Annotated in this window: 20 protein-coding genes; 14 read left to right on the forward strand and 6 right to left on the reverse strand. The window is 40.7% G+C overall.

From position 1 onward, the window contains the following. The first annotated feature begins 148 nt into the window (after nt 1-148). From hpsE (ACE1CC_RS34060) to ACE1CC_RS34075, 4 genes are all read left to right on the forward strand, one after another. Complete coding sequence (gene hpsE / locus ACE1CC_RS34060; RefSeq protein ID WP_413274868.1) at nt 149-1,099, forward strand: hormogonium polysaccharide biosynthesis glycosyltransferase HpsE; 951 nt, start codon at nt 149-151, stop codon at nt 1,097-1,099. Between the two features lie 76 nt (nt 1,100-1,175). Beyond that, nucleotides 1,176-2,135, forward strand: coding sequence for a hormogonium polysaccharide biosynthesis glycosyltransferase HpsE (gene hpsE, locus ACE1CC_RS34065; RefSeq protein WP_413274869.1), 960 nt, complete (start codon nt 1,176-1,178; stop codon nt 2,133-2,135). Further along, complete coding sequence (locus ACE1CC_RS34070) at nt 2,132-3,301, forward strand: glycosyltransferase family 4 protein (protein ID WP_413274870.1); 1,170 nt, start codon at nt 2,132-2,134, stop codon at nt 3,299-3,301. Before hpsE (ACE1CC_RS34065) ends, ACE1CC_RS34070 begins: the two co-directional genes overlap by 4 nt. Continuing rightward, nucleotides 3,302-4,474: a glycosyltransferase family 4 protein gene (locus tag ACE1CC_RS34075; protein WP_413274871.1), complete on the forward strand. Its 1,173-nt coding sequence runs from the start codon at nt 3,302-3,304 to the stop codon at nt 4,472-4,474. Here ACE1CC_RS34075 and ACE1CC_RS34080 read toward each other — a convergent pair whose 3' ends face one another. From ACE1CC_RS34080 to ACE1CC_RS34100, 5 genes are read right to left on the reverse strand one after another with little or no spacing between them, the layout of a single operon-like run. Then, nucleotides 4,475-5,461 (reverse strand): glycosyltransferase, encoded by a 987-nt coding sequence (locus tag ACE1CC_RS34080; protein WP_413274872.1) that lies wholly within the window; start codon nt 5,459-5,461, stop codon nt 4,475-4,477. 16 nt (nt 5,462-5,477) lie between these two features. Next, nucleotides 5,478-6,461 carry a glycosyltransferase gene (locus tag ACE1CC_RS34085; protein ID WP_413274873.1) on the reverse strand — a complete coding sequence of 328 codons (984 nt, stop codon included), beginning with the start codon at nt 6,459-6,461 and terminating at the stop codon, nt 5,478-5,480. Nucleotides 6,462-6,484: 23 nt separating this feature from the next. Beyond that, nucleotides 6,485-7,489 (reverse strand): glycosyltransferase, encoded by a 1,005-nt coding sequence (locus ACE1CC_RS34090; RefSeq protein ID WP_413274874.1) that lies wholly within the window; start codon nt 7,487-7,489, stop codon nt 6,485-6,487. Nucleotides 7,490-7,492: 3 nt separating this feature from the next. Beyond that, nucleotides 7,493-8,479 carry a glycosyltransferase gene (locus ACE1CC_RS34095; protein WP_413274875.1) on the reverse strand — a complete coding sequence of 329 codons (987 nt, stop codon included), beginning with the start codon at nt 8,477-8,479 and terminating at the stop codon, nt 7,493-7,495. 18 nt (nt 8,480-8,497) lie between these two features. Next, nucleotides 8,498-9,496: a glycosyltransferase family 2 protein gene (locus ACE1CC_RS34100; RefSeq protein ID WP_413274876.1), complete on the reverse strand. Its 999-nt coding sequence runs from the start codon at nt 9,494-9,496 to the stop codon at nt 8,498-8,500. A 206-nt stretch (nt 9,497-9,702) separates the two neighbouring features. Between ACE1CC_RS34100 and ACE1CC_RS34105 the strand changes: the two genes are divergently transcribed. The 10 genes from ACE1CC_RS34105 to ACE1CC_RS34150 all read left to right on the forward strand — a co-directional run bounded on the left by ACE1CC_RS34105 (nt 9,703) and on the right by ACE1CC_RS34150 (nt 23,997). Next, nucleotides 9,703-10,308, forward strand: a complete 606-nt coding sequence (locus ACE1CC_RS34105) for a class I SAM-dependent methyltransferase (RefSeq protein ID WP_413274877.1) — start codon at nt 9,703-9,705, stop codon at nt 10,306-10,308. A gap of 155 nt (nt 10,309-10,463) precedes the next feature. Then, nucleotides 10,464-12,443 carry a molecular chaperone HtpG gene (gene htpG / locus ACE1CC_RS34110; RefSeq protein ID WP_459563953.1) on the forward strand — a complete coding sequence of 660 codons (1,980 nt, stop codon included), beginning with the start codon at nt 10,464-10,466 and terminating at the stop codon, nt 12,441-12,443. A gap of 467 nt (nt 12,444-12,910) precedes the next feature. Continuing rightward, entirely contained in the window at nt 12,911-13,147 is a 237-nt protein-coding gene (rpmB, locus tag ACE1CC_RS34115; RefSeq protein WP_193983375.1) for a 50S ribosomal protein L28, read from the forward strand. Nucleotides 13,148-13,905: 758 nt separating this feature from the next. Next, the gene (gene hpsA, locus ACE1CC_RS34120; RefSeq protein WP_413274879.1) at nt 13,906-18,576 is read left to right on the forward strand and encodes a hormogonium polysaccharide biosynthesis protein HpsA; all 4,671 of its coding nucleotides are present in this window, start codon (nt 13,906-13,908) and stop codon (nt 18,574-18,576) included. A 28-nt stretch (nt 18,577-18,604) separates the two neighbouring features. Next, nucleotides 18,605-19,360 (forward strand): prepilin-type N-terminal cleavage/methylation domain-containing protein, encoded by a 756-nt coding sequence (locus ACE1CC_RS34125; protein WP_413274880.1) that lies wholly within the window; start codon nt 18,605-18,607, stop codon nt 19,358-19,360. Between the two features lie 39 nt (nt 19,361-19,399). Then, a complete protein-coding gene (locus ACE1CC_RS34130) occupies nt 19,400-20,467 on the forward strand; it encodes a prepilin-type N-terminal cleavage/methylation domain-containing protein (RefSeq protein ID WP_413274881.1) in 1,068 nt (355 codons plus the stop codon). 61 nt (nt 20,468-20,528) lie between these two features. Continuing rightward, complete coding sequence (locus tag ACE1CC_RS34135; protein ID WP_413274882.1) at nt 20,529-21,161, forward strand: pilus assembly FimT family protein; 633 nt, start codon at nt 20,529-20,531, stop codon at nt 21,159-21,161. A gap of 44 nt (nt 21,162-21,205) precedes the next feature. Continuing rightward, a complete protein-coding gene (locus ACE1CC_RS34140; RefSeq protein ID WP_413274883.1) occupies nt 21,206-21,790 on the forward strand; it encodes an IS607 family transposase in 585 nt (194 codons plus the stop codon). A gap of 30 nt (nt 21,791-21,820) precedes the next feature. Then, nucleotides 21,821-23,134, forward strand: coding sequence for a hypothetical protein (locus tag ACE1CC_RS34145; RefSeq protein WP_413274884.1), 1,314 nt, complete (start codon nt 21,821-21,823; stop codon nt 23,132-23,134). Between the two features lie 335 nt (nt 23,135-23,469). After that, on the forward strand, nt 23,470-23,997 hold the full coding sequence (locus tag ACE1CC_RS34150; protein WP_413274885.1) for a type IV pilin protein: 528 nt from the start codon (nt 23,470-23,472) through the stop codon (nt 23,995-23,997). Nucleotides 23,998-24,133: 136 nt separating this feature from the next. Here the strand turns inward: ACE1CC_RS34150 and glgB are convergent, their stop codons facing one another. Next, nucleotides 24,134-26,449 carry a 1,4-alpha-glucan branching enzyme gene (gene glgB, locus ACE1CC_RS34155; RefSeq protein WP_413274886.1) on the reverse strand — a complete coding sequence of 772 codons (2,316 nt, stop codon included), beginning with the start codon at nt 26,447-26,449 and terminating at the stop codon, nt 24,134-24,136. Nucleotides 26,450-26,723 lie beyond the last annotated feature (274 nt).

Below are 26,723 nucleotides of genomic sequence, written 5' to 3' on the forward strand. Positions count from 1 at the left end.
GCGCTTCAGCGCTACAGTAGGGCTAAAGCCCAACAACGTACCTGTTGCGCTTCAGCGCTACAGTAGGGCTAAAGCCCAACAACGTACCTGTTGCGCTTCAGCGCTACAGTAGGGCTAAAGCCCAACAACGTACCTGCGCGATCGACTTATGCTAAACTTCACTGTAGCTATCCCAACCTATAATGGCGAACATCGTTTACCAGAAGTACTGGAGAAATTGCGATCGCAAATCAACACAGAAAACTTGAATTGGGAAATTCTAGTAATTGATAATAACAGCACAGATAGCACCAAAAAAGTTGTAGAACAATACCAACAAAATTGGCCTCAAGCTTATCCTTTAAAATATATTTTTGAACCTCGACAAGGGTTAGCTTTTGCCAGACAAAGAGCCGTAGAAGAAGCTACAGGAAAATTTATCGGCTTTCTTGATGATGACAATTTACCTGCTCCCGAATGGGTAGCACAAGCATATACTTTCGGACAAAATCACGATCGCGTCGGTGCTTATGGCAGTCGAATTTATGGAGAATTTGAAGTTAGTCCTCCAGAAAACTTTAACAGAATTGCTCCTTTATTAGCAATAACAAATAGAGGTTCAGAGCCTCTATTTTACGAACCCCAAAAAAAAGTTTTACCCCCAGGAGCAGGATTAGTTATTCGCAGGCAAGCATGGTTAGAAAATGTTCCCAAACAGCTTATTTTGGGGCCAAAAGGTGATAATCAAGTTTCTCAAAGAGGAGAAGATTTAGAATCATTACTATACATTCAAAAAGCCGGATGGCAGATTTGGTATAATCCCAAAATGTGCATTTACCATCGCATTCCTCGCCAGCGTTTAGAAAAAGAATATTTGATTAAAATCTGCCGCGAAACAGGACTGTCGCGTTATCATACCCGTATGTTAAGCGTGAAAACCTGGCAACGTCCTATAGCATTGCTGGCGTATATGCTAAATGACATCCGCAAAATTATATTTCATATCCTAAAATACAAAAGAGCGATCGGCAAAGATTTAGTAACTACTTGCGAAATGGAACTTTATATTGCCAGTCTCATCAGTCCTTTCTACATTTGGATCAGATACTTACAAAGATAAAGTTTTGTTAGTAAATTTACTCCAGATTGCTAACCATAAGCTATTCTAAAATCAACTAAAATTTATCTGTCTAACTGTGGACTTTACTGTAGCAATTCCTACCTTTAATGGTTCTAAACGTTTACCTGAAGTCTTAGACCACTTGCAAAAGCAAGTTGGTACAGAAGATATTCAGTGGGAAGTGCTGGTGGTGGATAATAACAGCAACGACAACACGGCAGCAGTGATTTTTCGCTATGCTGAACAATGGCATCCTCAGCGGCAAATAAAATATATTTTTGAACCAAGACAAGGACAGGCATACGCACGCAGTCGCGCTGTGAAGGAAGCAAGCAGTGAATTAATTGGTTTTTTAGATGATGATAATTTACCAGCCGAAAATTGGGTAGCCGAAGCATATCAGTTTGGCAAAAATAACCCCCAAATTGGAGCATTCGGTGGTATTATTCATGCCAAATTAGACCAAATTGAGCCACCTTATTTCGAGCGAATTAAAGGTTATTTAACAATTTACGATCGCGGTGATACAGCTTTTTGCTACGAACGAAAAGCTAAACTCCGTCGCATCCCGGCTGCACCAGGTTCAGTAATCCGCAAACAAGCATGGCAAGAATGCGTTCCCCCACCAGAAAAACTGTTAATTAAAGGTAGAGATGAAACCACAATGGCTGCTGGGGAAGATGCCGAAGTCATGTTTTATATTCAAAATAGTAAATGGGAACTTTGGCACAATCCCAAAATGGAAATTTGGCATCATATTCCATCTTATAGGTTAGAAAAATCTTATCTGCTCAAACTAGCTAGAGGATACGGTCTTTCTATCCATCGTACCCGCTTGGCGAGGTTTTATCCTTGGCAGCGTCCCTTACTGTCCTTTTTGTTACCAATCTATACTTTTCGCGATAGCTTGAAAGTTCTGGGTTACTATTTGAAATATAGAAATGCGATCGAACATGATTTAGCCAAAGCTTGTGAGTGGCAAGCAAAAATAGGACAGTTATATGGTCCTTACTTAAGAATTAAGAAAAATCAATGAATATAGCCTATATTACAGAATTCGACCTGAAATCATTAGATAGAACTGGTTGGCGAAAAAGCCAACTAGGTCACTGGGGAAGAAGTTATTACATAGCTAAAGCTTTAAAAGATAAATTAACAACTGTTTGCTATCTGGGTCCTTTAAACAAAAAGAAGGCAATTTTACCTAGATTAAAATCGAAGATTTATAAAAATATTTTCCAACAAGTGTACCATCCTTGGGCAGAGCCTATTTTCAATCAAGATTATGCTCGCCAAATAGAAAGAAAACTTTTAGATATAGAAGCGAACATTATCTTATCACCAGATATTAACTTTCTAGCCTACCTTAATTGTTCCCAGCCTATCGTTTTATGGGTGGATACTATTTATGCAGGTTTAATAAATTATTATCCTGAGTATATCAACCTTTGTCCAGAAACTAAGCAGCATTTAATTAATATGGACAGGCTGGCTTTAACTAAGTGTAGTATGATTATTTTTTCCTCTGAATGGACTGCTAAAACAGCAATCTTAAACTACGACTTTGACAAATCAAAATTAAGAATAGTTCCTTTTGGAGCAAATATTGAGGAAAATAGAGATTTCGACGAGATCGATAATCTAGTCAAAAGCAGAAAAGCAAAACCTTGTAAATTATTATTTATGGGTGTTGATTGGTTTAGGAAGGGTGGCCCTTTAGCTCTGGAAGTAGCTAAAGAATTAAATAAGAAAGGGATCAATACTGAGTTAACTATAGTGGGTTGTCAACCGATCGCAAGCGAACCTTTACCCAGCTTCGTCAAATCTTTAGGCTTTATCGATAAATCCAAGCAAGAAGGCGTAGAACAAATAAATAAATTACTAGCAGAATCCCATTTTTTTATTCTACCTTCCCAAGCAGAGTGTTATGGTCATGTTTTCTGCGAAGCTAATTCTTTTGGCTTGCCTTGTCTAGCTACAAATACAGGTGGAATCCCAACCGTTATCAGAGATAACATCAATGGTAAAAGTTTTTCTATTGATGCTAATATCTCAGATTACTGCAACTATATTACCTATTTGATGAACAACTATCAAGAGTATGTTAAGTTAGCTCTTTCATCTTTTGTAGAATATCAAACGAGATTAAACTGGACTGTGGCAGGGCAAACAGTTAAAAACTTATTGCGGGAGTTAATTTAAGTGGTAAAATTAGCTTATGTGACAACTTATGATGTTCTTAATAGTCAGAATTGGCCGAAACATCTAGTAGGACTTTGTGGAGCAGGTTATTACCTAGCAAAAAATCTCCAAGAACAATCTATTTCCCTTGATTATATTAATTGTTTTTCTCATAAATTTAAAGTGATAACTAGAGCTAAATGGAGTTTTTATCGCTACTTTTTTAAAAAAGATTATTACAGGTGGTCAGAACCTTTAGTGCTGCAAGATTATGCTCAACAAATTTCTCAGAAATTATCTAATTTAAACTCAGACCTAGTGCTTTGTCCAGAAAATGCTGTACCAATTTCTTATCTGGAATGCAAGCAGCCAATAGTTTTGTGGACAGATGCAACTATAACAGCGTTGATTGACTTTTATCCATATTTAAGTAATTTATGTCAAGAAACCAAGAAAAATATTTATGCTTTAGAAAAATCTGCACTTGACAGATGCAAATTAGCAATCTACTCATCCGAGTGGGCAGCCCAAACAGCAATTAAAATTTATGGCATTAATCCTGATAAAGTGAAAGTGGTTCCTTGGGGAGCGAATATAGAATGCGATCGCACCATCACCGACATTCAAACTATAGTAGAATCTCGACCTTTGAATACCTGTAAATTACTTTTTTTTGGTACTCAATGGCACCGCAAAGGAGGAGATATTGCCTTAGCAGTAACTAAGGAACTCAACAGCATGGGATTACCTACTGAATTAACAGTTGTTGGCTGTGAATCTTCTGTAATTAACGAACCAATTCCTAAGTTTGTAAACTTCTTAGGATTCATCAATAAATCCACAGAAGAAGGCGAACAAAAACTTAATCACTTGTTAGCTGAATCTCATTTCCTCATCTTACCTTCTCGCGCAGAAACTTATGGTCACGTATTTTGTGAAGCCAATTCCTTTGGCGTTCCCTGTTTAGCAACAAATATAGCTGGTGTACCAACAGTCATCAAAGATAATATAAATGGAAAAACTTTTGCCATAGATGCCAATATAGCAGAATATTGTACTTATATTGCCAATATGATGACTAATTACAGCCAATACAAACGCCTTGCTATTTCATCATTTAATGAATATCAAACTCGCTTAAACTGGTCTATTGCTGGTAAAACAGTTAAAGGATTATTTATGGAATTGATTTAATTAGGAAACATCATATTTAATGTAACCTAGTAAAGTGTTAGTATTAAATAGTTTCGGAAATTTAGTAAACAATTTCTGAGCAGGTATGGCAGGAAGTAAAATAACCGTTATAATTTTTAACAAGACTTTCCAGGTGATTCCCGATCGACATAAAGAAGGCTCATTTTTAATAGCGAACCAGAGAAACTGAGAGGCTGCTAAACCTTTTTCCCTTGTAGGAAGCCCTTCAAAACACCTGTAAATAAGGTACTTATACATATTAGAATAACTGCTATTCTTTAAATACTGGAGCGATTCAGGAATTTGCTCAAAAACTTTTTTTAGGACTTTTACCTGATCTGCTGCTTGGGTAGGAATATTCCTAGACATCGAATTAGCAGATACGCGATACAAAATTTGAGAATATGGTACGGCTACAAATTGATACCGTACCGCCAACCGCAGCCACAAATCCCAGTCTGCTGCACCACTAAGCGACTCGTCAAAACCTCCTACTTCTGTTAATGCTTGCTTGCAAATCAAAGGATTAGAACCGTTTTCCAAAAAATTAACCAACAAGAGTCTTGCGTAGACATCGCCATTGGCTGTTATGTGACTGCTTGGACGTATAAATTTACTGGATTCATCGATTAAATCAGTCCAGCTATAAGCGACCGCTGCTTGCGAGTTTTCTTGCAAAGCTTTCAGCTGTAACTCTAATTTATCGGCTGTCCAAAGATCGTCAGCATCTAAGAAGCTAATGAACTCACCAGAAGCGCGATCGATCCCGCGATTGCGACTAGTAGCTAAACCAGCATTTGGGTAGGAAAACACCTTAATTCGAGGATCTTCTATTCTGGAAACAATATCCAATGTGGCATCTTGCGAACCATCGTTAATAATAATTAATTCCCAATCTTTAAAAGTTTGGTTTAAGACAGATTCAACTGTCTCCTGAATAGTTTTTTCACCGTTGTAAACTGGAATAATTACAGAAATTAGTGGCATAATTTTAGCAATCAGATCAAGGTTCAAGTCGCAAGTAAGAAAATATTGTAGTAATCTCAGCCGCTCTCTTCATTTTAATAAACAGTCTCTCAGCTATTTGTGACGGTAGGATAATCACTGCAACTATTCTAAATAATACCTTCCAAATCACCTTTGTTTGTAATAAATTACGGTCGTATCGCACAGCTTTCCAAAGTAATTTTGCAGCTATCCATCCCCTCTCCGATTTAGGAGTCAAATCTAAAGCTTTGAAAACTAAATACTTATAAAAGTTACCTTTACTTAACCGTTTTATATGTTGGTAATCCTCCCGATCGCGACCGCGCTTTCGATTAATTACCTGCATACTTTCCGCTTCCATCCTGAGCAGATTAGCAGACATTGAATTTGCTGAAATTCGATATAAAATTTGGGGCTTTTCTACAGCCACAAATTCATATTTAGCCGCTAATCGCAACCACATATCCCAATCTTCACAAGAGGTAAGAGTTTCATCAAAATTACCGACTTCTTTTAAAGCTTTAGTACTAATCAAAACATTTGAGCCATTCTCTACGAAGTTTATTAATAATAAATATAAATAAACATCACCAGTATAAGTTAAATTTCCGCCAGAACGGAATATATTTCCTGATTCATCAATGCAACTACTCCAACTGTAAGCTACTGCGGCTTGTGGATTATTTTGTAATGCTTGTAATTGCGCTTCTAGTTTATCAGGAGTCCATAAATCATCTGCATCCAAAAAAGAAATATATTCTCCTGTCGCTAGAGAAATACCACGATTGCGACTTGCAGATAAACCCGCATTTGGATAAGTAAACACCTTCAATCTTGGCTCAGAAATACTCTGAACAATTTCTAAAGTTCGATCGCTAGAACCATCATTTATTACGATTAATTCCCAATCATAAAAAGTTTGCTTTAATACTGATTCTATAGTTTCTTTTATAGTTTTTTCACCATTGTAAACGGGTATAACTACAGAAATTAATGGCATCTTATTAGCACTCCTAGAAAATTTTACCGCGATTCTAATTCTAAAGGTATATATTTTTGTAAATGAATCAGCAAAGATTCTATATTGTACAGTTTCCCAAATTTATTAATTGTTGCTTGTGCTAATTGACTCGGTAGAAAAGCCACAGTTGCAGTTCTTAACAACACTTTCCAAATTGCTTTTGTCCGCAATAATTTAGGATCATATTGTATAGCTTGCCAAAGAAATTTTACAGCTAACCAAGCTCTCTCTGGTTTAAAAGTTAAATCCAGAGCTTTAAAAACTAAAAATTTGTAAATGTTTCCTTTACTTAAATCCGCTATTTTTTGTAAATTTGGATTATTGCGATCGCAATTTCGTTCAATTACCTCTAGATTTTTTGCCGCCATTTTTACTAAATTTGCCGACATTGAATTTCCAGATATCCGGTACATAACTTGTACCAAAGGTACAGCTACAAAATGATATTTTGTCGCCAATCTTAACCACATATCCCAATCTTCACAAGGATTTAACGAGCCATCAAAACCACCCACAACTTTTAAAGCTGAACTACGAATAAAAGCATTTGAGCCACTATCTAAAAAATTACTTAATAATAGATTCGCATAAACATTGCCACTGAAACTTAAATGGCTACCGATATATAGAAACTTGCCAGACTCGTTAATGCAATCAGTCCAACTGTAAGCTACTGCTGCTTCTGGATGTTCTTGCAGTGCTTTTAATTGCAATTCCAATTTATCAGGAGTCCATACATCATCTGCATCGATAAAAGAAATATATTCTCCTGTTGCTAAAGAAGTTCCCCGATTACGACTAGCTGCTAAACCTGCATTAGGATAGGAAAATACTTTTAATCTTTGATCTTCAATATTAGAAATAATCTCTAAAGTTCTATCAGTAGAACCATCATTAATAACAATTAATTCCCAATCGGTAAAAGTTTGGTTTAAAACTGATTCAATAGTTTCTTTAAGAGTTTTTTCACCATTGTAAACTGGGATAACTACAGAAATTATTGGCATATATTATGGCTCCCGACGCATCAGAACGAATAAAGTACTAATATCCGCTAGCTTATTCATTTTCTTGAGTAATATTTCAGCTTGTTGGGATGGCAGCATAGTTATGGCAGCAATTCTTAATAACACTTTCCAAATAATTCGTCTTCGCAGTAGTTCAGGATCATATTTGATAGCGTTCCAAAGCAATCTAGCTGCTTCCCAACCCCTCTCTTTTTTAGGAGGCATATTCAGCAACCTAAACATAATATCTTTGTAAAAATTGGCGATGCTATATCGTTTTAATTCTAAAGGTAAAGGTTTAGGTGATTCGTTAAAAGCGCGTTCTCTAACAAATAAACTTGTTGCTTCTTGTCGGCGAACATTGGCTGACATGGTATGGGAAGAAATGCGATATAAAACTTGGGGAAATGGTACAGCTATAAACTCGTAACGCGCAGCTAAACGTAAGTATAAATCGTAATCTTGACTGGCGGTGAGTGATTCATCAAACCCATTAACATCAATAAAAGCTTGTCTCCGAATTAAGGGATTAGAACCAGTTTCTACAAAGGGGATTAAATAAAGTTGGGTAAAAATATCACCTATTTCTGTTCTATGATTACCTTTTCTCAGGAATTTACCCGATTCATCAATAGCATTTAACCAACTGTAGGCTACTGCCGCTTCAGGATTTTCTTTTAAGGCTTTTAATTGTGCTTCCAGCTTATCTGGTGTCCATAAATCATCGGCATCTAAAAAAGCAATAAATTCACCCAAAGAGTGAGAAAAACCACGATTACGACTGACTGCGCCACCAGCATTTGAATAGGAAAAAACTTTAATTCGAGCATCTTTGATACTTGAGGCAATCTCTAAGGTTCTATCTGTTGAACCATCGTTGATTACAATTAACTCAAAATCAGAAAAGGTTTGCTTTAACACCGATTCGATCGTTTCTCTAATCGTTTTTTCGCTATTGTAAGCAGGAATTATCACAGAAATTAGTGGCATATTTATTTACTAAAAACTTTAGTTAAATTCAGCAGGAAGATCCTTATTGATGTGAATTAGTAAGGCTTGAGTATTAAATAAATTTTGGTATCTTTTTAACAAAAAAGCAGTTATTTGCTTTGGCATTATTATTATGACTGCAATTTTTAATAACACTTTCCAAAATACTCGTGTTTTTAAAAATGCAGCATCGTGTTTTATAGCTTGCCCTAAAAATCCGATCGCTATTAGCCCGTTTTCTCGTTCTGGTAATCCTTCAATTAATTTATATGTATAATACTTATACCTTTTTTTGATGGCAGCTTTATTTATATTTTGTAAAGATTCGGGAGCGCGATCGGCAATTTTTTCCCGGATTTTTCTACCCACTGCTTCCATTTTTAACATATTAGTAGATTGGCTATTAGCAGTCAATCTATATAAAATTTGCGGACGAGGAACAACTACAAAATGATAGTTTTCTGCTAATCGCAAATACATATCCCAATCTTCAGCAGGAGTAAGCGCACTATCAAAATTACCCACTGCCTTTAAAGCTTCAGCACGAATCAAAGCATTAGAAGCAGTTTCCAAAAAGTTTTGCACTATTAAATGCGGGTAAATATTACCGCTAAAATTTTTATAATTACCCTTAGTTACAAATTTACCTGATTCGTCAATTCTATCAATCCAACTGTAAGCAATTGCAGCTTGAGGATTTGCTTGTAAAGCTTTTAATTGCGATTCCAGCTTATCTGGTGTCCACAAATCATCAGCATCCAAAAAGGCAATAAATTCACCTTTAGAAAGGTAAAAACCGCGATTGCGACTGACAGAAACCCCGGCGTTGGGGTAAGAAAATACCTTAATTCTATCGTCCTGTATACTAGAAATAATTTCTAAAGTTGAGTCGGTTGAACAGTCATTAATTATAATTATTTCCCAATCCCTAAAACTTTGGTTTAAAACCGATTCGATCGTCTCTCGAATTGTTTTTTCATTATTATAAGCGGGAATAATTACAGAAATAAGTGGCATACAAACTTATTACCTCCCAAGTCTCTCTGTTTAACTATGTAATTAGTTAAAATCAAAGGTTGTTCTATCTACTGAATTTTAGAGTAGCTTAACATTACGTAATAAAATGTAACGATAACTCTAAATCAATGATAGCTCTAAATCAATTAATAATATAGTAAATTATAATATAACTTAAAGCTAGCAATTTACACCAAACAAAAGTTATGGGTTACGAATACATATCAAAACCGAGAATGACCAGTTACTATAACCAAGTGAGAATGATCCAAAGCTTGGGAAAACAAGTACAAAGTATTCTTGAAATAGGAATTTTTAATGATATTTGCTCTGAGCTTCTAAGGAAAAACGGTTATTTGGTAACAACAGCAGACCTCAATCCAGAATTGAATCCTGATATAATCTTGGACTTAAACAGTGACTTTGAACTACCTCAAGATAAGTTTGATGCGATCGCCTGCTTTCAAGTACTCGAACATATACCTTATGAAGCCTCAGAGAAAGCGCTGAAAAAATTAGCCGATGCTGCCAGAAAATACGTAGTAATTTCTCTGCCTTATTACAGTGAATATGTTTGCTTACGGTTGACAACATCTTTCTCCATCCTCCCCCGACATTTGATGCTACAAATTCCCTGTTTTTGGAAAACCAAACCTCAATGTCCCGAACACTGTTGGGAACTGGGAATGAAAGCTTATCCTAAAAAACGTTTTTTAGAGACAATTGAAAAATTAGGCTTGCACTTGAAAAGAGACTATCAAGATCCGCTAAATCCCTATCACTGGTTTTTCGTAATCGAGAAAAAAAGTTAAAATTTACACACTCCTTTACTAAGGCTACTTTCATTAGATTCACTAGTAGGGAAATCCGAATTACTTTTGGGGGCAAATCCTGAAACCAAAGTACCAAGCGATCGCGCAAAATCTATTATGGAGAAAGTATAACAACCTGAATTGAACTTATGACCATGCTCGAACAAGGTACGATTACTATTCATAGCGAGAATATTTTTCCCATCATCAAGAAATCTCTTTACTCAGGTCATGAAGTTTTCTTACGGGAATTGATTTCCAACGCTGTAGATGCTATTCAGAAACTTAAAATGGTATCCCGTGCTGGAGAATTTTCTGGCGAAGTCGCGGAACCGGAAATTCAAATTGCCATTGACAAAGACAACAAAACCCTTTCCATTACAGATAATGGCATCGGCATGACCCCTGACGAGGTGAAGAAATATATTAACCAAGTCGCCTTCTCCAGCGCCGAAGAATTCATCCAGAAATACCAAAGCAACGGGGAAGCAATTATTGGTCACTTTGGTTTAGGTTTTTACTCCTCCTTCATGGTGGCCCAAAAAGTTGAGATTGATACCCTCTCCTACCAAAAGGATGCTCAAGCAGTTCACTGGACTTGCGACGGGTCACCAAACTTTACATTAGAAGATTCCTCGCGCACCCAACAGGGTACTACAGTCACCCTAACTCTACAAGAAGAAGAACTAGAATATCTCGAACCTGCAAGAATTCGCCAGCTAGTAAAAACTTATTGTGACTTCATGCCAGTACCCATCAAACTGGATGGAGAAGTATTAAACAAGCAAAAGGCAATTTGGCGGCAATCTCCGAGAGAATTAAAGCAAGAAGATTACCTAGAATTTTACCGCTATCTCTATCCATTTCAAGAAGACCCTTTGCTGTGGGTACATCTAAATACTGATTATCCTTTCCAAATAAACGGCATTCTTTTCTTCCCGAAAATGCGACCTGATGTAGATGTGACAAAAGGTCAAATTAAACTATTTTGTAGCCAAGTCTTCGTCAGCGATCACTGCGAAGAAATTATGCCGAGATTTTTGTTACCAATGCGCGGGGTAATTGACTCGCCAGATATTCCTTTGAACGTTTCTCGGAGTGCCCTGCAAGTCGATCGCACCGTCCGCAAAATCGCCGACTTCGTAGCGAAAAAAGTTGGCGATCGCTTAAACGAACTCTACAAAGAAAACCGCTCCGAATACATCACCTGTTGGCAAGATATTGGCACCTTCGTCAAATTTGGGGCGATGAACGACGAGAAATTTAAAAAGCAAGTCGAAGATATTATTATCTATCGCACCACCTACCAAGGAGAAGAAACAGCAACCAAATCTGCTGATACACCTACTGTGGAAGTTCAAGGACAAGAAGGCGATCCTTGGCAAGAAGTAAATACAACTCCCAATCAAAAAGACCAACAAGGTAGAACTTACACCACACTAAAAGAATACTTGGAACGCAACAAAGAACGTCATGAAAACCGAGTATTCTACTGTAGCGATGAAGCAAGCCAAGCAACCTACGTTGAATTGCACAAAAAACAAGGGTTAGAAGTCCTATTTATGGACTCATTTATTGACTCTCACTTCATCTCCTTCTTAGAAAGAGAGTATAAAGACGTAAAATTCTCTCGCGTTGATTCGGAAATAGATAAAACCTTAATTGATGAAAACAAAGCCGCAGAAATCGTAGACAGTACAACCAACAAAACTCGCAGCGAACTGATTAAAGAAATCTTCGAGAAAGCGCTCAACAAACCTAACGTTACCATCCGCACCGAAGCTTTAAAATCAGATAATCCTCAAGGAACACCTCCTGCGATCGTACTCTTACCAGAATTTATGCGGCGACTACAAGAAATCACCGCATTAATGGAGCAAAAAGCAGTACAATTCCCCGAAACACACACCTTATTAGTCAATACCTCTCACCCACTCATCCAAAATCTCGTGAGTTTGAGTCAAAGTAGCATCATCCAAGGTGAAGGACAATCTCCCAGTGCTGAGTTAGCTAACATGATTTGTCATCACGTCTATGACTTAGCACTGATGTCCCAAAAAGCCTTTGACGCAGAAGCAATGAAAGCCTTCGTCGAAAGGTCAAATCAAGTCCTAACTCGCCTCACCAGCAAATAGTTAGGTACGTAGTTGCGCTTTAGCGCTCTTATCCTAGTATTGAGGTGTAGGGTGCGTTAGCCACAGCGTAACGCACCGAATTAGATACTTTGCCCTCGCCAAAATCAGTAGGGTGCCTTAGCCACAGCGTAACCCACCGAATTAGATATTTTGCGATCGCCAAATCAGGCGGTGCGTTACACTGCGTTAACGCACCCTACGCCTAACAACTTAAGTATTGTGTCAGTACTGTAGGGTGGGTTAGCGACAGCGTAACCCACCGAATTAGATACTTTGCCGAGCCAAAATCAGTAGGGTGCCTTAGCCACAGCGTAACCCACCGAATTAGATACTTTGCCTCGCCAAAATCACAATTAGATACTTTGCGATCGACTTCAACGGCGGTGCGTTACACTACGTTAACGCACCCTACAGGAATGTGCCAGAATAGAAGGTTGCAGCCAAAAAACAGAAACCTGGAGAATTGTATGTCGAAAGTTTGTCAACTGACTGGCAAAAAAGCCAACAACGCTTATGCCGTCTCCCACTCCCACCGTCGTAATAAAAAGTTGCAAGAAGTGAACTTGCAGTCAAAGCGCATTTGGTGGGAAGAAGGAAAGCGTTGGGTAAGACTTCGTATTTCTACCAAAGCGATTAAGACTTTGGAGAAAAAAGGTTTAGCAGCAATGGCGAAAGAAGCTGGAATTGACCTAAATAAGTTTTAATTGTATTTTGGACAATCCCCCAAGTGGGTTTGCCTCAGTTAATCTTGTTTTACTTGCTATTCCTGACAATTCCCCCGATCCCTGAATTCAGGGAAATTACGGGGGAATTGTTGTTTAAAGGAAAGTTTTAAGTTTTGCCTTTTGAGTTTTAAGTTATCTCCCCTGCGCCCTGAACCCCTCTGCTGCCTTTTCTCGCCGGGAGGTGATAGGTTTTCGGTGGATCGTGGGTATTATAAGTCTAGTCCCTGATGAGGAACTTTTTTAAAGTTTTAGTAAAGAAGTAAGAAAAATCCTCCCAAGGATTGTAGTTCTCTAGGGGAAAATTGCTGACGTTGTTTTTAGTTGATTCGTTATCTGATGGTAGGCGCAAATGAAAAAATTCCTCTGCTCCCACTACTTTACGATCGCGATCGCACAGCCTCTAGTAGCCAAATCACAACGCTCATGACTCCAACGAAGATAAACTTTATTTTTCCACAGGTAATGCTTCTGTCCTATCTACTACTATTTTCCTAGAACTCTCTCTTGCTCCGTTAAAATACATAAAACTTTTCACCCAAGTCAAGTTGACATTAAAGCGTATTTTCTCGGTGGCATAAGAGGTTTTTAGTTGTTACTACAGTGTTAAGCGTGAAACTTTATAAAAGTTTTATGAATCCCGCAAAATATTTCTTAAATATTAATTTCCTTTAGGGAAAACCATAGTTTATTTTCCCGCCTGTTAGAAGCAAGATTCTCTTAAGCCAAGGATTGCAGCCATGTTTAAACGCAGACAAATAAGAGCTATTAAAAGAGCATTTCGCAAGTTATTTAAACGAACTTGGAACTGGGCAACTACTGTTAGCAAAAGCGTACTCGATTGGTTTTTACGCTCTGTCTTACTCATTGGCGTTAGCAAAGGGCAACAGAATCATGCTAAAGCAGGTTTTGTGTTGCCAACAGTAATCATGTTGTTATTAGTTGTAACCTTAGTAGTTGCAACTCTTTTAGTCCGTACTCAAAACCGAACTAGTCAGGTTATTGGGGCGCGGGAAGAACAAGTTATTTATAATGCTGCAACTCCAGCAATTGAAAGAGCAAAGGCAAAACTAGAATATTTGTTTACGCAAGATACTCGGATGCCAACTGGTGCGGTTTCGGATGGCTTGTTGTTGAAAATGCTGGTTAATGATAACAGGGTCAATGATTTATCAACTGTCACTAATCCTAACCCTTACACTTTTGAACGCGAAACAATACTAGACATCAACCAGGATGGAATTCCCGATCCAGCTTGGGCTTATGAAAGTGACGTAGATAATGATGGAAGAAATGAAACCGTTGTCTATGGCATCTATTTAAGAAGCAGAAGTCGTGACCAAAATATTAGTATTAGCGGTGTTATCGATACAGACAGCAACGGAAATCCGATATTAGATCGTAACGGTCGTGCAGACACAGATCAAGAAAAAGCTCTGGCTCTGGTAACTCGTAATGGTCCAATTAACACCATCAATCTTAACGACCGGGTTTGTGCTGACCTGACTCGGAGTAGTACTACACCACCTCCTCCAGACCAAGAACGCCCTGTAGATGAAAGTGTCTGGTATCCATCAGGTAGCGGTGTGCTACGCAAAACATTCCAGGTAGATGCGATAGTTGTTTCCCGGAAAGAAGGAACCAGCCGCACCGTTGCCACCCTAGAATTTCAACAAGATAGACAACTAGACAAAGCCAACAGATGGGGCGCTTGGTTCCGCTACGACATGGAACTTTATCCAGGTGTGCCATTTAACTGGAATGGAGCTATGTACAGCGGTGGTAGTATATTTGTCGGTTCTGGCGACTTGTTTAGAGCTTTCTTAATTAGCTCAGAAAAATCTTGTTTTTATGGTAAAGACTCCTCGGAAGTTGTCGTTCTAGAAGAGCCAGCAGAAGGTGGAACTAGAGGTTTTCAAGGACAGATAGTAGCTAATAGATTGTTCGATGGTAATGCTGGTCAAGCCAGATTTGACTTACAAAGAGAAGGTGGTAACAACACCCAACCAGACCTAGATCTGAACAGAACTACCTTTAATGGTAGTAAAGACAGTACGGACAAGAATGCCGCAGACTTATCACTAAACCCTGACATCTTGTTTACACAGGATTTATCGAGAGCTAGGGCTGGAAATGACAGAAACTTAGATGCCAGAGTTGCAGCTTGGGAAAATGGTGCTTTTGTAAGACAAGGCAGAATGCGTAACAACCTGCAAAATCCTCCCTACGTTGACGATACTTACCGAGCAGACGATCGCTATGGCCCCAAACCCAAGTATGACCGAGTAGATAGGCGCTATTGGCTGCGTTCCCCTGATACTCCAGGAAACCCACAAAATGGAGATCCTATACCCACATCTGAAACCAAGCTGATTAGCAATACTACCGATACAGTATCAGACCCGGAATTTAGAAATCTTGGTTTAGATGGTTATTGGGAACGTCGTGCTTGGGCAAACGGTGTGCGGATCATAGTCTCCCCAAGGTTGGAATTAGGTAACTCTTTTGGTTGGGTAAACCGAGACTTAAATGCCAATGGCAACCGCAACGATCCGGGTGAAATAGACCCGCTTTACCCTATGAATCGCGATGCTGCTAACTCAGGCAATATCAGCCACGAACAACAACAGAGACGCACACTCAGAGATAATCTAGCCGCAGTCCAATCTACAGTTGTATATCACGCCAGTAGCGGTTCAGGAAGCCCTGCGGGAAATACCCCTGTTGCTTGTGTCACAACTACTACCCATCCGGGTAGCCTACAAAAAGACCAGGAGAGTAGAAATTTTCAGCTGTCTGGACAAAGGTATTGGTATCCGGGACAACCAACTCCCTTAGTGAGTGACTTTTTCTATGGTTACGGTACTAATGGATGGGAATACACAGTTCCAACCTTAGCCAATTTTGAAAGTGGCCCATTAAGAACAGCCCTACAAAACCTTGCCAATTTTGCTGGAGACTATAACAACGTAAATGATAGCGGTGCATATCCACCGACCCAAGGCGGTAGAGTTTACCCCAATCCTTATATAACAATGTGGGGTAATTTCTCCAATCTAAAACGAGCATTAACTCTGCCTTCAAGTAGAAGCATTGCAGACAATTCCTATCTGCACACCGCTGGTTGCACATTGGGGATGTTGGCTAATAATATTAATTATTTCCAACAAGCTCCAAATTACGATGCTTCTTGGTGGACTGCATCTCCAGCTAATTTCACTACTCTGGCAACTACTCTACGGGATACAGTACAAACTCCACCACCACCACTCCCATCACCTGCTTTTCCTTCAACTGGCTTTACACCTGCACCTGATGACTTTATAGGATTACTGGAAAAAGCAAACGTTAACCAAGATTTACTGAGGTTAGCGAGATTTGTTCACATGAAAGAGCAAATCGTTCGCGATCGTCGGTATGGTTTCGCTGACACTCCAACAACAGGAGGTTTTCAGTATACAGTGCAATATCTTGGTGCCGCTAATCCTGCTCCTGCACCTGCTAACCGAACTCTGACTTATGCTGGTGTAACTTATAGTAGAGTTGCCAGCCCAAGTGTTACAACCACAATTAATGTAGGCTGTGACCTGGCAGCTAACAACTATTTTGGTTTGGGAGCTCCCTCTACTTGGAGTGCAGCGAATCAATTGGATAACGAAGAAAGGTTAATTATCCTAGCAACAAGTCTGTGCAATACCAGACCTAAGTTTCCCTCACTTTATTACCTCTTCCCAGTAGCTAATCACGATCGTGTATCTCCTCCTCCAGGTGCTACACAACCCGCCAATGAACCTTACTTAGCACCACCATCACCTCATAACGGAGGATATCCCGGCCCGGAACAGTTCAATCAGATCTCAGATGGAGAACTAACAGCAATAGCTAACATGATTCAGCCAAAGGGTGAAAACTGGACAGGTGGTAATAACAATCCAAATGGCAACTGGTACCTACCAACCAACGATCAAGCTAATCCAGCGCCTCCATTGGAAAACGATTTTCAGATCACTAGTCGAAATGGTGGAACAAGATTCACCTCACTCATCGATAGTGCCTTCTTCGATGGTCGGGAAATGATGACTGTGCGTGCATTGACTTTGGACTTAAACTTGTTGCGGAGTAGACAAATAGGTAGCGATACTTGGTTGCCCAAGAGTGGTATTATCTACGCTTTCCGCGAAGATGCAGTGCGTGAAGATGCGATCATTAGACCTGCTGGAGGCACAACTACCAACAATACAGACCCAGGCAGTCCTAGAGATCCACAATACCCAACAGCAAGTAATAACCGCATTTCTACTAAACCAGTAGACTTCTACGCAGATCCAGACCGCCGTTCTTATGGTTTCCGCATCAGAAATGGACAAGACCTCAGACGTGCTCCTGGTGGTGCAGTTGACAATGAAAATCCTAGAGGGATGACTTTGATTTCCGACAACCCAGTTTACATCCAAGGTGATTTAAACTATCACAGCACTGATGGAACTACTAACAACTTGGAGGAATTCCGAACACAACTTCAACAACCAAGCTGGGGTAATTTCTACAATCGTGAAGATTTAGAAGATCGCTTTGCCCGCATTGGCTCTGGCAAGGACACTTGGCGACCAACAGAAATTCTCAGCGATGCTGTGACCATTCTCTCTAACAATTTCCGTAAAGGATACATTGACCAGGGAATCTCTAACGATACGAGTAGTGCTGCTACTCCTGGAGGTCGCTACTCTTTCCGCGCCATTAATGGCCCCAATAGTGCTCCGCCAAACGGTTGGATACTAGAAGACGGAACATTAAGAACAGCGACTAACAACCAAAAGCCGATTAAAGTTTCCCGTAACGGCAACCCAATGTCCTGTAACAGCGCCGCTCCTACTGCTAGCGGGATTTGTCCTCCTACAGATTGGAGAGAGTACACTACAGGCTATAGACCTTTTATCACTGACTACAGAGGAGCCGTAAACCAAGCTACAGACACCAGAGTTAACTCGATCATTGTTAGCGGTATCATACCTTCTCGAAACGGGCAAGGTAATGGTGGTTTCCACAACTTCCCCCGCTTTATTGAAAACTGGAATACGATCAACTCCTTTATTAGTGGCTCTTTCCTCCAGTTAAACTTCAGCACTTATGCCACAGGCCCATTTAACCAAAGTGCTTGGGAACCAGGTGCTTCACCAAATGGTGGTGCTCCCGCTTGGTACTACCAACCACCAAACCGGATTTGGGGTTATGACGTTGGATTGCAATACGCACCAGCAGGGCCATTAGCACAACGTTTCGTTACTTCCGGTAAAAAGCGTAGTGAGTTCTACCGAGATTTACAAGTAGACGATCCCTACATTTGTCGGTTACGTCTGGCTCTTAATAGTTATAACGGACAAGATCCAGCATCCCGAAGAGAATGCAACTAATCACAAGTAAATAACAGTGGAGGCCAAAATGCTACTAGGAAAAACCAATCCAGTTTTTGGCCCTCCTTCCTTAAGGGGGGCGCAAGGATACTTTAAAAGTAAATTAGAGTTAGCAATACTCGCCAACCTACCAACAAAAAACACCCCAAGCAGAGGATTCAGTTTATTGGAATGCTTGGTTGGGATTGTCATTATCGCGATCGTAGTCACAGCTTTTACTCCTCCGATTTTTCTCACTGTTGCCTCTAGAATACAGAACCGCCGTGCTGAACAAGCTTTGCAGTTGGCGCAGGGAGAAATTGACAAAGTAAGACGCACAGTAGAGCGCGGAGTTTACAACGATACAACAGAGTTTTTACCTCCCCAAGGTGGTGCGCCAAACAATAACGTTCAGCAGGAACCTGCTCCTAGCTCCGAAGTTACTATCCCAACCGACAGCAGGCAACAATTCCCTAACGCCGCCAGCCAAGCCCTAGCAGTTGATGTTAACGGCGATAGACAGCCTGACTTTCTTGTACAAACCTACCGTACAAGCGGGGTTAGGGACACCAACAGTAGACTGATGGCTTTTGGCATGGGTGTGAGAGTATATGCTTACACAGCAAGACAGAACTTTGGTCGTTTGGAAACACGCGCCGCTGCTTTGTCTATGACTACTGGGTTAGGGCAGCAACAAAGGCGACCACTAGCAGTTATGTACACCAATGTAGTTCGTAGCGATACTGGAATTTCGCTCCAATGCTACCGAGAATTTTTAGGATCGGGACGTTTTCCCTGTAACTAAATAAATTGTCAGTTCTTTATATAATTTTTCAGAAAAACAATGGCTACAAAATTTCTTCAAACTATACTCAAGTGGCGAAATCGTAGTTCTAAAAAACGGAATAAAAATTCTGGTTTTACAATCTTAGAATTGCTAGTAGCCACCCTAATTGCTACTTTCGTAATCGTAGCACTCCTAGACCTCGTTGTAGATTTGTTGCAAACAGACCGCCGAGAATACGCCCGTAACGAAACTCAACGGGAAATTCAGATGGCACTTGATTTTATGGTCAACGACATCCGCGAGGCCGCTTACATTTACGATAACAATGGTCTTTCCGGTGGTGGGCCAGATAGATTACCAGGGATTATTAATCATGTAGATATACCTGTTGGCTACACGCCGATACTAGCTTTCTGGAAACCAGAAACAATTTCCGATGCTGATATGCGAGACCTTCGTGATTGCCGTCAATTCGGTTCACCAAGTGCAAATAATCCCAACCGAACCGAGTGCGACTTGCTATTAATTAGGCGGAGAGCTTTCAGCCTAGTTATATATATGCAGAAAGTTAACGATACCACCGACGCAAGAGGAGGATGGAAAGGTGTATCTCGGATTGCCCGTCTTCACATACCAAAATATACGTTAAATGGTGTACGCAGTTTAACAAGAACCAACGGATATACCGATCCCCAAGAAAATACTGTTAAATTTGCAACTTGGCCTTTTGACGGCAGCGGGAGAAATTTACAAGCTGGCAGCAGAGCACAAGGCACTACCCAAGTGTTAGTCGATTTTGTGGATTATCCAACTGAGTCGCGCACCAGTCCTCTATATAGCGATAATTTGCGAGCGCCAGATAATCCTCAGTGTCCTGACAATGTAAACTACAGTCAGATTCCCCCTTCAAACTCTACTTTTAATCGCCCTAGCTTTATGGTTTGCGTCAGCACCAATAATACAACTGGTACAGGTTCGGATAGAAGTAACGCCAACCAAGACGTTTTGATATTCCTCAGAGGCAACCCAACTGGCAAAGCTGGTGTGAAAGTAGCACCACTTTTAGCTGTAAGAACCCAAGCAGTAGCTCGTGGTGTGGTAGATAAACAACAAGGAGCACAGTAGTAATTACTTTCTCAATTCCTAAAAGCAGCAATTGCACGAATGAGAAATTAGGAGCACAAAAATGAAACCCTACTCGAAGCAAACCAACGACGGTTTCACTATGGTAGAAACGATCGTCGTTGTAGTAATTATCGGTATTTTGTCAGCAATTGTCGCACCCAGCTGGTTAGGATGGTTAACCAGACAAAGGGTAAATACTGCCCAAGGTGAAGCAGTAATGGTTCTAAGGGAAGCTCAATCCAACGCCAAAAGAGAAAAAAGAGTTTGGCAAGCTTGCTTTCGTGATACCGGAACCAAAGTGCAGTGGTCAGTACAACCGCAACATCCTAATGATGCCAACACTGGTATCAACCGCTGTCTTAATCCCGGAGAACACCCCAATGCTGGTATTGCTTGGAATAATTTAGCAAGTGAAGATGCGGATAAGATCGCCATTGATACAGCTAACACAACTCTATCACCTGCTGGGTCAAACACTTACAGCGTTCTATTTCAATACAAAGGCTTGCTGAAAACCGAATCAGTCCAAACTGGTGGTATTACCTTTGGCACCAGAGACAATCAAGGAAGTTTAGGAGTAAGAGGAGGTACAAAGCGCTGTGTAGCTGTGATGACGATCATGGGTGCTACTGCTACAGCTGGAGACAATGATTGTCCCACTCTGGTGCAAACTGCACGTCTAATCATCAGATAGCGGAAAAGCGTAGTATAAAGGAGTAAAACGTAGTGAAATGAGGTATGTATCTAACACCAAAGCAAGTGTATGAAAAGTATGGATATCACCCTAAAACATTGGCTGATTGGGCAGATGCAGGTAAGATTCCTTGCATCAAATCAGCGGGAGGGCATCGCAGATATCCGGTTCTAGCACTTGAGAACATGAAAAGCGAACCCAGTATCGCTTTCGCTAAGGTAGTAACTTACGCCAGAGTATCGACGCAATCTCAAAAAGAAGACTTGCAATCACAGATTGATTACCTAGCGTCAAGATATCCTAACTGCGAGTGCATAAGCGACATCGGCTCAGGATTGAACTTCAAGCGCAAGAAATTTCTCAGATTAATGCAAAGGATTGCAGATCGAGAAATTCAGACATTAGTAGTGGCGCACAAAGACAGGCTATGCAGGTTTGGCTTCGATTTCGTGGAATGGTTCTGCAACCTAAACAACTGCGAAATTGTTGTCCTGAATAATAACTATCAATCTCCTGAGCAAGAGTTCCTAGAGGACTTCATGGCAATCATGCACTGCTTCAGTGCCAAGCTGTACTTCCTGAGAAAATACGAACAACAGATGGTCTTGGAAGTGGGTAAAACGGAGTAAGTTGGAGTATATTAAAAGTAATTCAATATTATGGTTTCAGTTGTGCTAAAAGGCAAGAAAGGATTTTCAATCACCACTAAGTCGGTCAAGGCAAAACTTGAACGAAATTTGGTGAATCTCCAAGAAACTAAAGATGCTTACAACGAAGTAGTGCATTTTTATTTCTTGCTGATTGCAGAAGATCCGCTTGGCTTGACAATCCCAAAAACAGATAATGGGGGATGGCGCTACTACGAAATCAAAACATTTGACGATGAATTCATCAAAGGATTGCCTTCACCATTTAAAAGAGCCGCGATTCGTCAAGCTATTGGTGCTTATGAATCGTGGCACAGCAATTACCAAAGATGGCTGAAGCGTCCCAAAAAGATGAAGCGCCACAAACCACCAGTCCATCCCAGAAAGTTCAACTTTAATCCTCAGTATGATTCTGGAATGTGGAAGGAAGATGATGGCGCTTTTATCGTTTTAAAAGTATTAGTCAACGGTGAATGGAAATGGATTAAGCATCAATATCAAAGCCCAGAAATTGAATCGGACTGGGTAAAATGTTCTCCTAGAGTGCAGGTGAAAGGTAACTCCTTTTGGTTGGTTTTCCCAATCGAGAAATATGTACCTGCCACTGGAGGAATAAAAAAGATCATGTCAGCCCCCAAGTTTAGAACTTGCGGGATTGATATGGATCTCGATAAACACATTGCGATTTGCACCGTACTAGAAACCAACGCCAGAGGCGAATCGACGGAAGTTGCTAGATTCTTTATCAATCAGTCACGCCATGTAGTGCGTAGGAAGCGGAATCTAGGACGGATTGCAATCAAGATGAATCAAACTGGCATTATTTCCTCTGGTTTTGCTAACCAAAGGTGGCAGAAATTATCGAGGCGAGAGGTAGAGTTTTCCAGGGATGTGTCGAGGCTAATTGTCGAATTTGCTAGACATTGGCAAGTTCAAGTTATTAGCTTTGAGCATCTAGGAAATCTGCGTCCCCAAAGAGGGAAATACTCTAGACGCTCCAATCAAAAAAGTGCTTATTGGTTAAAAAGCAAAGTTTACGAACAAGTGAAAAGAATCGCTTTTCAGGATTATGGAATGTTGGTAACTAGGGTTAATCCAAGAGATACTAGTAGGCTTAGTCCTGATGGAATTCCTGTTTGGAGAGGCAATCAATTCCCTAGTTCGATATTGGAGTTTTTAGAGTATCAATCAGGTGCTAACCTTGTCGCTACTCCTGATGGTTACAAAGCTCATTCGGGACTTAATGCCGCTCGAAATATCGCTCTTAAAGCGATTAAGCGTAACTTACCGGAAGCTACGCTTAAACTCAAAAGCCTAGAGCGGTAACGCTTTAGGTGTGCAATCAAACTTGAACGGTGAGCAACGCCACTTTGATTGTACTAGGCTTGGGTAGACTGCCTAATGATTCCTACTAAACTACGCCCCATCGGTCGGATCTAGCATCCAATAGGCTTAGGGATGCGCTTACAGAGGGGTCTAAAAAGTGAACCAAATTACGCTGTTTGGCTACGCTTTACTGCGTTTTTGGGCTACTCGAGGATAATGAATCATTAGCAATCTCATCAACAATCAAAAAATCAGTTTAAATATACTTATGTCAAACTTGTGACCAAACCCACCTGTAAGGGAATACTAACTCAGGTGCGTTTAGAGTCTTTTTAATGAAATCCCAACCTTTCCGCTGCAATGGCGGCTTTACCATAGTAGAACTGTTAGTAGTAGTGGTGACTATTGGGATACTGGCAGCGATCGCCAATCCCACCTGGCAAGTCATCCTCAAACGCCATCGCCTCAACAGCGCCCAAGCAGAAGCGCTAAACATTATCAGACAAGCCCAACACAAAGCCAAAAGCGAAAAACGAGTTTGGGAAGCCAGTTTTCGGAAAAGCGATCGGACAATACAATGGTCAGTACATCCAGTTAACGACACAGAAACTAACCACAGATGGGACAACTTACTGGGTGAAGATGCCGATCAAATAGAGATCGATCAAGCTAGAACCACACTAAGACAAAGTAACGAAACTTACAACATTCAATTTCAATATAAAGGCAGAGTCAACGGACAACTAGGTAGAATCACCTTTATGTCCCCCGGAGCCAACGACACAGCCCCCAGGCGTTGCGTATTTGTTTCTACCTTACTGGGAGCCATGCGTGTAGAAAGCGACAGAGGTTGCCAAAACTAAGTTCGTTGGTGAGGGTAGGGACAAGGCATAATCAATATTTGCAATTCTTACCGTTATCTCTTTCATGCCGTGTCCCTACGTCGTAATCTTTCCCAACAGAACGACCCAAGTCGTCACAACGAACTAGCCTTACAGCTTAAGACAAGTGAGCATCCACATCCACAGCATCCTCTTCCTTAACCTCTGGCGGTTCCAACTTCAAAATCAACACACCCAAAGGCGGTAAACACAAATCCAATGAATAAGGCTGATTATGGTATCCCCAATCATCAGACCACTTACCACCTAAATTCCCCATATTGCTACCACCATACTTCCGGGCATCACTATTGAACAACTCCTTATAAAAACCCGGTTGCGGCACACCTATGCGGTAATGACTATGAGGTTGTGGCGTAAAATTACACACCGCCACAACGAACTCATCAGAATCCTTAGCACGGCGCACAAACGAAATTACACTATGACGATTATCGCTGCAATCAATCCAGTAGAATCCCTCCTGACCAAAATCCTGAGTATATAACGCAGGTTCGCTTTGATACAAAGAATTCAACTCAGTCATAAACAACTTCAATTGTTTATGAGCGTCATATTGCAACAAATGCCACTCCAAATCCGACCAAACATTCCACTCACTCCACTGACCAAACTCCATACTCATAAACAGAGTCTTCTTACCAGGGTGAGCATACATATAAGCCAGCAGAGCCCGCACATTAGCAAACTTCTGCCACTCATCACCAGGCATTTTACCAATCAGCGGACTCTTACCATGCACCACCTCATCATGAGACAGCGCCAGCATAAAATTCTCGCTATGGTGATACCAAATACTGAAAGTAACATTGTTTTGGTGGAATTGGCGGAACCAAGGGTCCATGTGGAAATAATCCAACATATCGTGCATCCAACCCATGTTCCACTTCAAATTAAAGCCCAAACCACCCACATAAGTAGGCCAAGAAACCATAGGCCAAGAAGTAGACTCTTCCGCAATAGAAAGAATACCAGGGAAATAACTAAAAATTACGTGGTTCATCTGGCGCAGAAAATCCGCACCCTCAATATTTTCGCAACCACCATACTGATTAGCCACCCATTCCCCATCAGGACGACAGTAGTTCCAATAAATCATCGAAGCTACCGCATCCACCCGAATCCCATCAATGTGGTACTTATCGAACCAAAACAGCGCATTCGCAACTAAGAAATTCCGCACCTCATTGCGAGCATAATTGAACACCAAAGTTCCCCAACCCTTGTGTTCGCCCTTCCGGGGGTCCTCGTGTTCGTACAAATGCGTTCCATCAAAGAAAGCCAAACCATGACCATCCTTGGGGAAATGTCCCGGCACCCAGTCCACAATTACCCCAATCCCATTTTCATGGCACTTATCCACAAAATACATAAAATCTTGCGGCTTACCAAAGCGAGAAGTCGGCGCATAAAACCCTGTCACCTGATAACCCCAAGAACCATCAAACGGGTGTTCCGCCACAGGCAACAATTCAATGTGAGTAAAACCTAATTCCTTGACATAAGGAATCAAGTAATCTGCCAACTCCCGATAAGTCAAGAACCGCGCCCCCGGCCTAAGTTCCGAAGTAATAACTACAGGTTCAGTTTCTCCATTAGGTAACTTAGCAGGTTCAGCCGAAGAAGCGTGCAACCAAGAACCCAAATGACATTCATAAACCGCAATTGGTTTAGTCATTTGGTCAGTGTAACGCCGCTTCTCCATCCACTCTTCGTCGTTCCAGGTGTAGGTACTTAAATCGGTAACAATGGAAGCGGTTTTCGGTCGAACTTCCTGCTGATAACCGTAAGGGTCGCTTTTCTCGTAAATGTGACCCGCATGATTTTTAATCTCAAACTTGTAATGCTCTCCCACACCAATTCCAGGGATAAACAGTTCCCAAATCCCATTTACCCGCCTTGCCATCTGATGTTTGCGCCCATCCCACCAGTTGAAATCACCTAAGACAGAAACATTTCGCGCATTTGGTGCCCAAACCGCAAAATACACACCTTTAACCCCGTTGACTTCGGTTAAGTGTGCGCCTAACTTTTCATAAATTCGGTGATGGTTTCCTTCGCCAAACAGATGAATATCAAACTCCGTGATATGGGGAGAACGAAAAGCGTAAGGGTCATAGATAACCCTCTGATGTTCGCCTTCTTTGACGTGCAACTGATAGTTTGCTAATTCTGTGACATCATCAAGGACACATTCAAAGAAATGGGGATTATGTACAGTCTGCATCGGATATTCTTTCCGTTGTTCCGGTAGAATTACCCAGGCTGCATCTGCAGATGGCAAGTAGCTTCGCACCACCCAGACGGTTTTGCCATTCTGTTCTATCGTATGAGGCCCTAGTACTTCATAGGGGTCGTGATGCTGATTCCAAACAATTCTGTCAATCTGCTCTGGGGCAATGGTTATGGACATGAGGCTACCTTACCTAAATATCGACTTAACTAAGTTGGTTTGATCGGGAGAGTCGTCTAGAAATAGTTTATATTTAATACATTTTTTTACACACTTTTGGTTTGGTAATTGGTAATTGGTAGTTGGTAGTTGGCTGCTCTGAAAAACCTATCCAAACCTAACTAAACTTGTTAATTTGATGTGGTGTTTTCTTCCTGCTTCAACCAAGGGTGTCGGCACCAACTTGTCCACAGGCGTTAAGTTCAGGTCGAGCCGACCTTACTTTTTCAGGTGG

This window comes from Floridaenema aerugineum BLCC-F46, assembly GCF_041929345.1.
GTDB lineage: Bacteria > Cyanobacteriota > Cyanobacteriia > Cyanobacteriales > Aerosakkonemataceae > Floridanema > Floridanema aerugineum.

Coding starts and splice junctions, on each gene's coding strand:
- ACE1CC_RS34100 (WP_413274876.1), bottom strand. CDS start 9,496: ATGCCACTTATTTCTGTAATTATTCCCGCTTATAATAATGAAAAAACA.
- htpG (WP_459563953.1), top strand. CDS start 10,464: ATGCTCGAACAAGGTACGATTACTATTCATAGCGAGAATATTTTTCCC.
- ACE1CC_RS34135 (WP_413274882.1), top strand. CDS start 20,529: ATGAAACCCTACTCGAAGCAAACCAACGACGGTTTCACTATGGTAGAA.
- ACE1CC_RS34095 (WP_413274875.1), bottom strand. CDS start 8,479: ATGCCACTAATTTCTGTGATAATTCCTGCTTACAATAGCGAAAAAACG.
- ACE1CC_RS34140 (WP_413274883.1), top strand. CDS start 21,206: ATGTATCTAACACCAAAGCAAGTGTATGAAAAGTATGGATATCACCCT.
- ACE1CC_RS34085 (WP_413274873.1), bottom strand. CDS start 6,461: ATGCCATTAATTTCTGTAGTTATACCCGTTTACAATGGTGAAAAAACT.
- ACE1CC_RS34130 (WP_413274881.1), top strand. CDS start 19,400: ATGGCTACAAAATTTCTTCAAACTATACTCAAGTGGCGAAATCGTAGT.
- ACE1CC_RS34070 (WP_413274870.1), top strand. CDS start 2,132: ATGAATATAGCCTATATTACAGAATTCGACCTGAAATCATTAGATAGA.
- ACE1CC_RS34125 (WP_413274880.1), top strand. CDS start 18,605: ATGCTACTAGGAAAAACCAATCCAGTTTTTGGCCCTCCTTCCTTAAGG.
- ACE1CC_RS34145 (WP_413274884.1), top strand. CDS start 21,821: ATGGTTTCAGTTGTGCTAAAAGGCAAGAAAGGATTTTCAATCACCACT.
- ACE1CC_RS34150 (WP_413274885.1), top strand. CDS start 23,470: ATGAAATCCCAACCTTTCCGCTGCAATGGCGGCTTTACCATAGTAGAA.
- glgB (WP_413274886.1), bottom strand. CDS start 26,449: ATGTCCATAACCATTGCCCCAGAGCAGATTGACAGAATTGTTTGGAAT.
- hpsA (WP_413274879.1), top strand. CDS start 13,906: ATGTTTAAACGCAGACAAATAAGAGCTATTAAAAGAGCATTTCGCAAG.
- ACE1CC_RS34105 (WP_413274877.1), top strand. CDS start 9,703: ATGGGTTACGAATACATATCAAAACCGAGAATGACCAGTTACTATAAC.
- ACE1CC_RS34080 (WP_413274872.1), bottom strand. CDS start 5,461: ATGCCACTAATTTCTGTAATTATTCCAGTTTACAACGGTGAAAAAACT.
- hpsE (WP_413274868.1), top strand. CDS start 149: ATGCTAAACTTCACTGTAGCTATCCCAACCTATAATGGCGAACATCGT.
- ACE1CC_RS34090 (WP_413274874.1), bottom strand. CDS start 7,489: ATGCCAATAATTTCTGTAGTTATCCCAGTTTACAATGGTGAAAAAACT.
- rpmB (WP_193983375.1), top strand. CDS start 12,911: ATGTCGAAAGTTTGTCAACTGACTGGCAAAAAAGCCAACAACGCTTAT.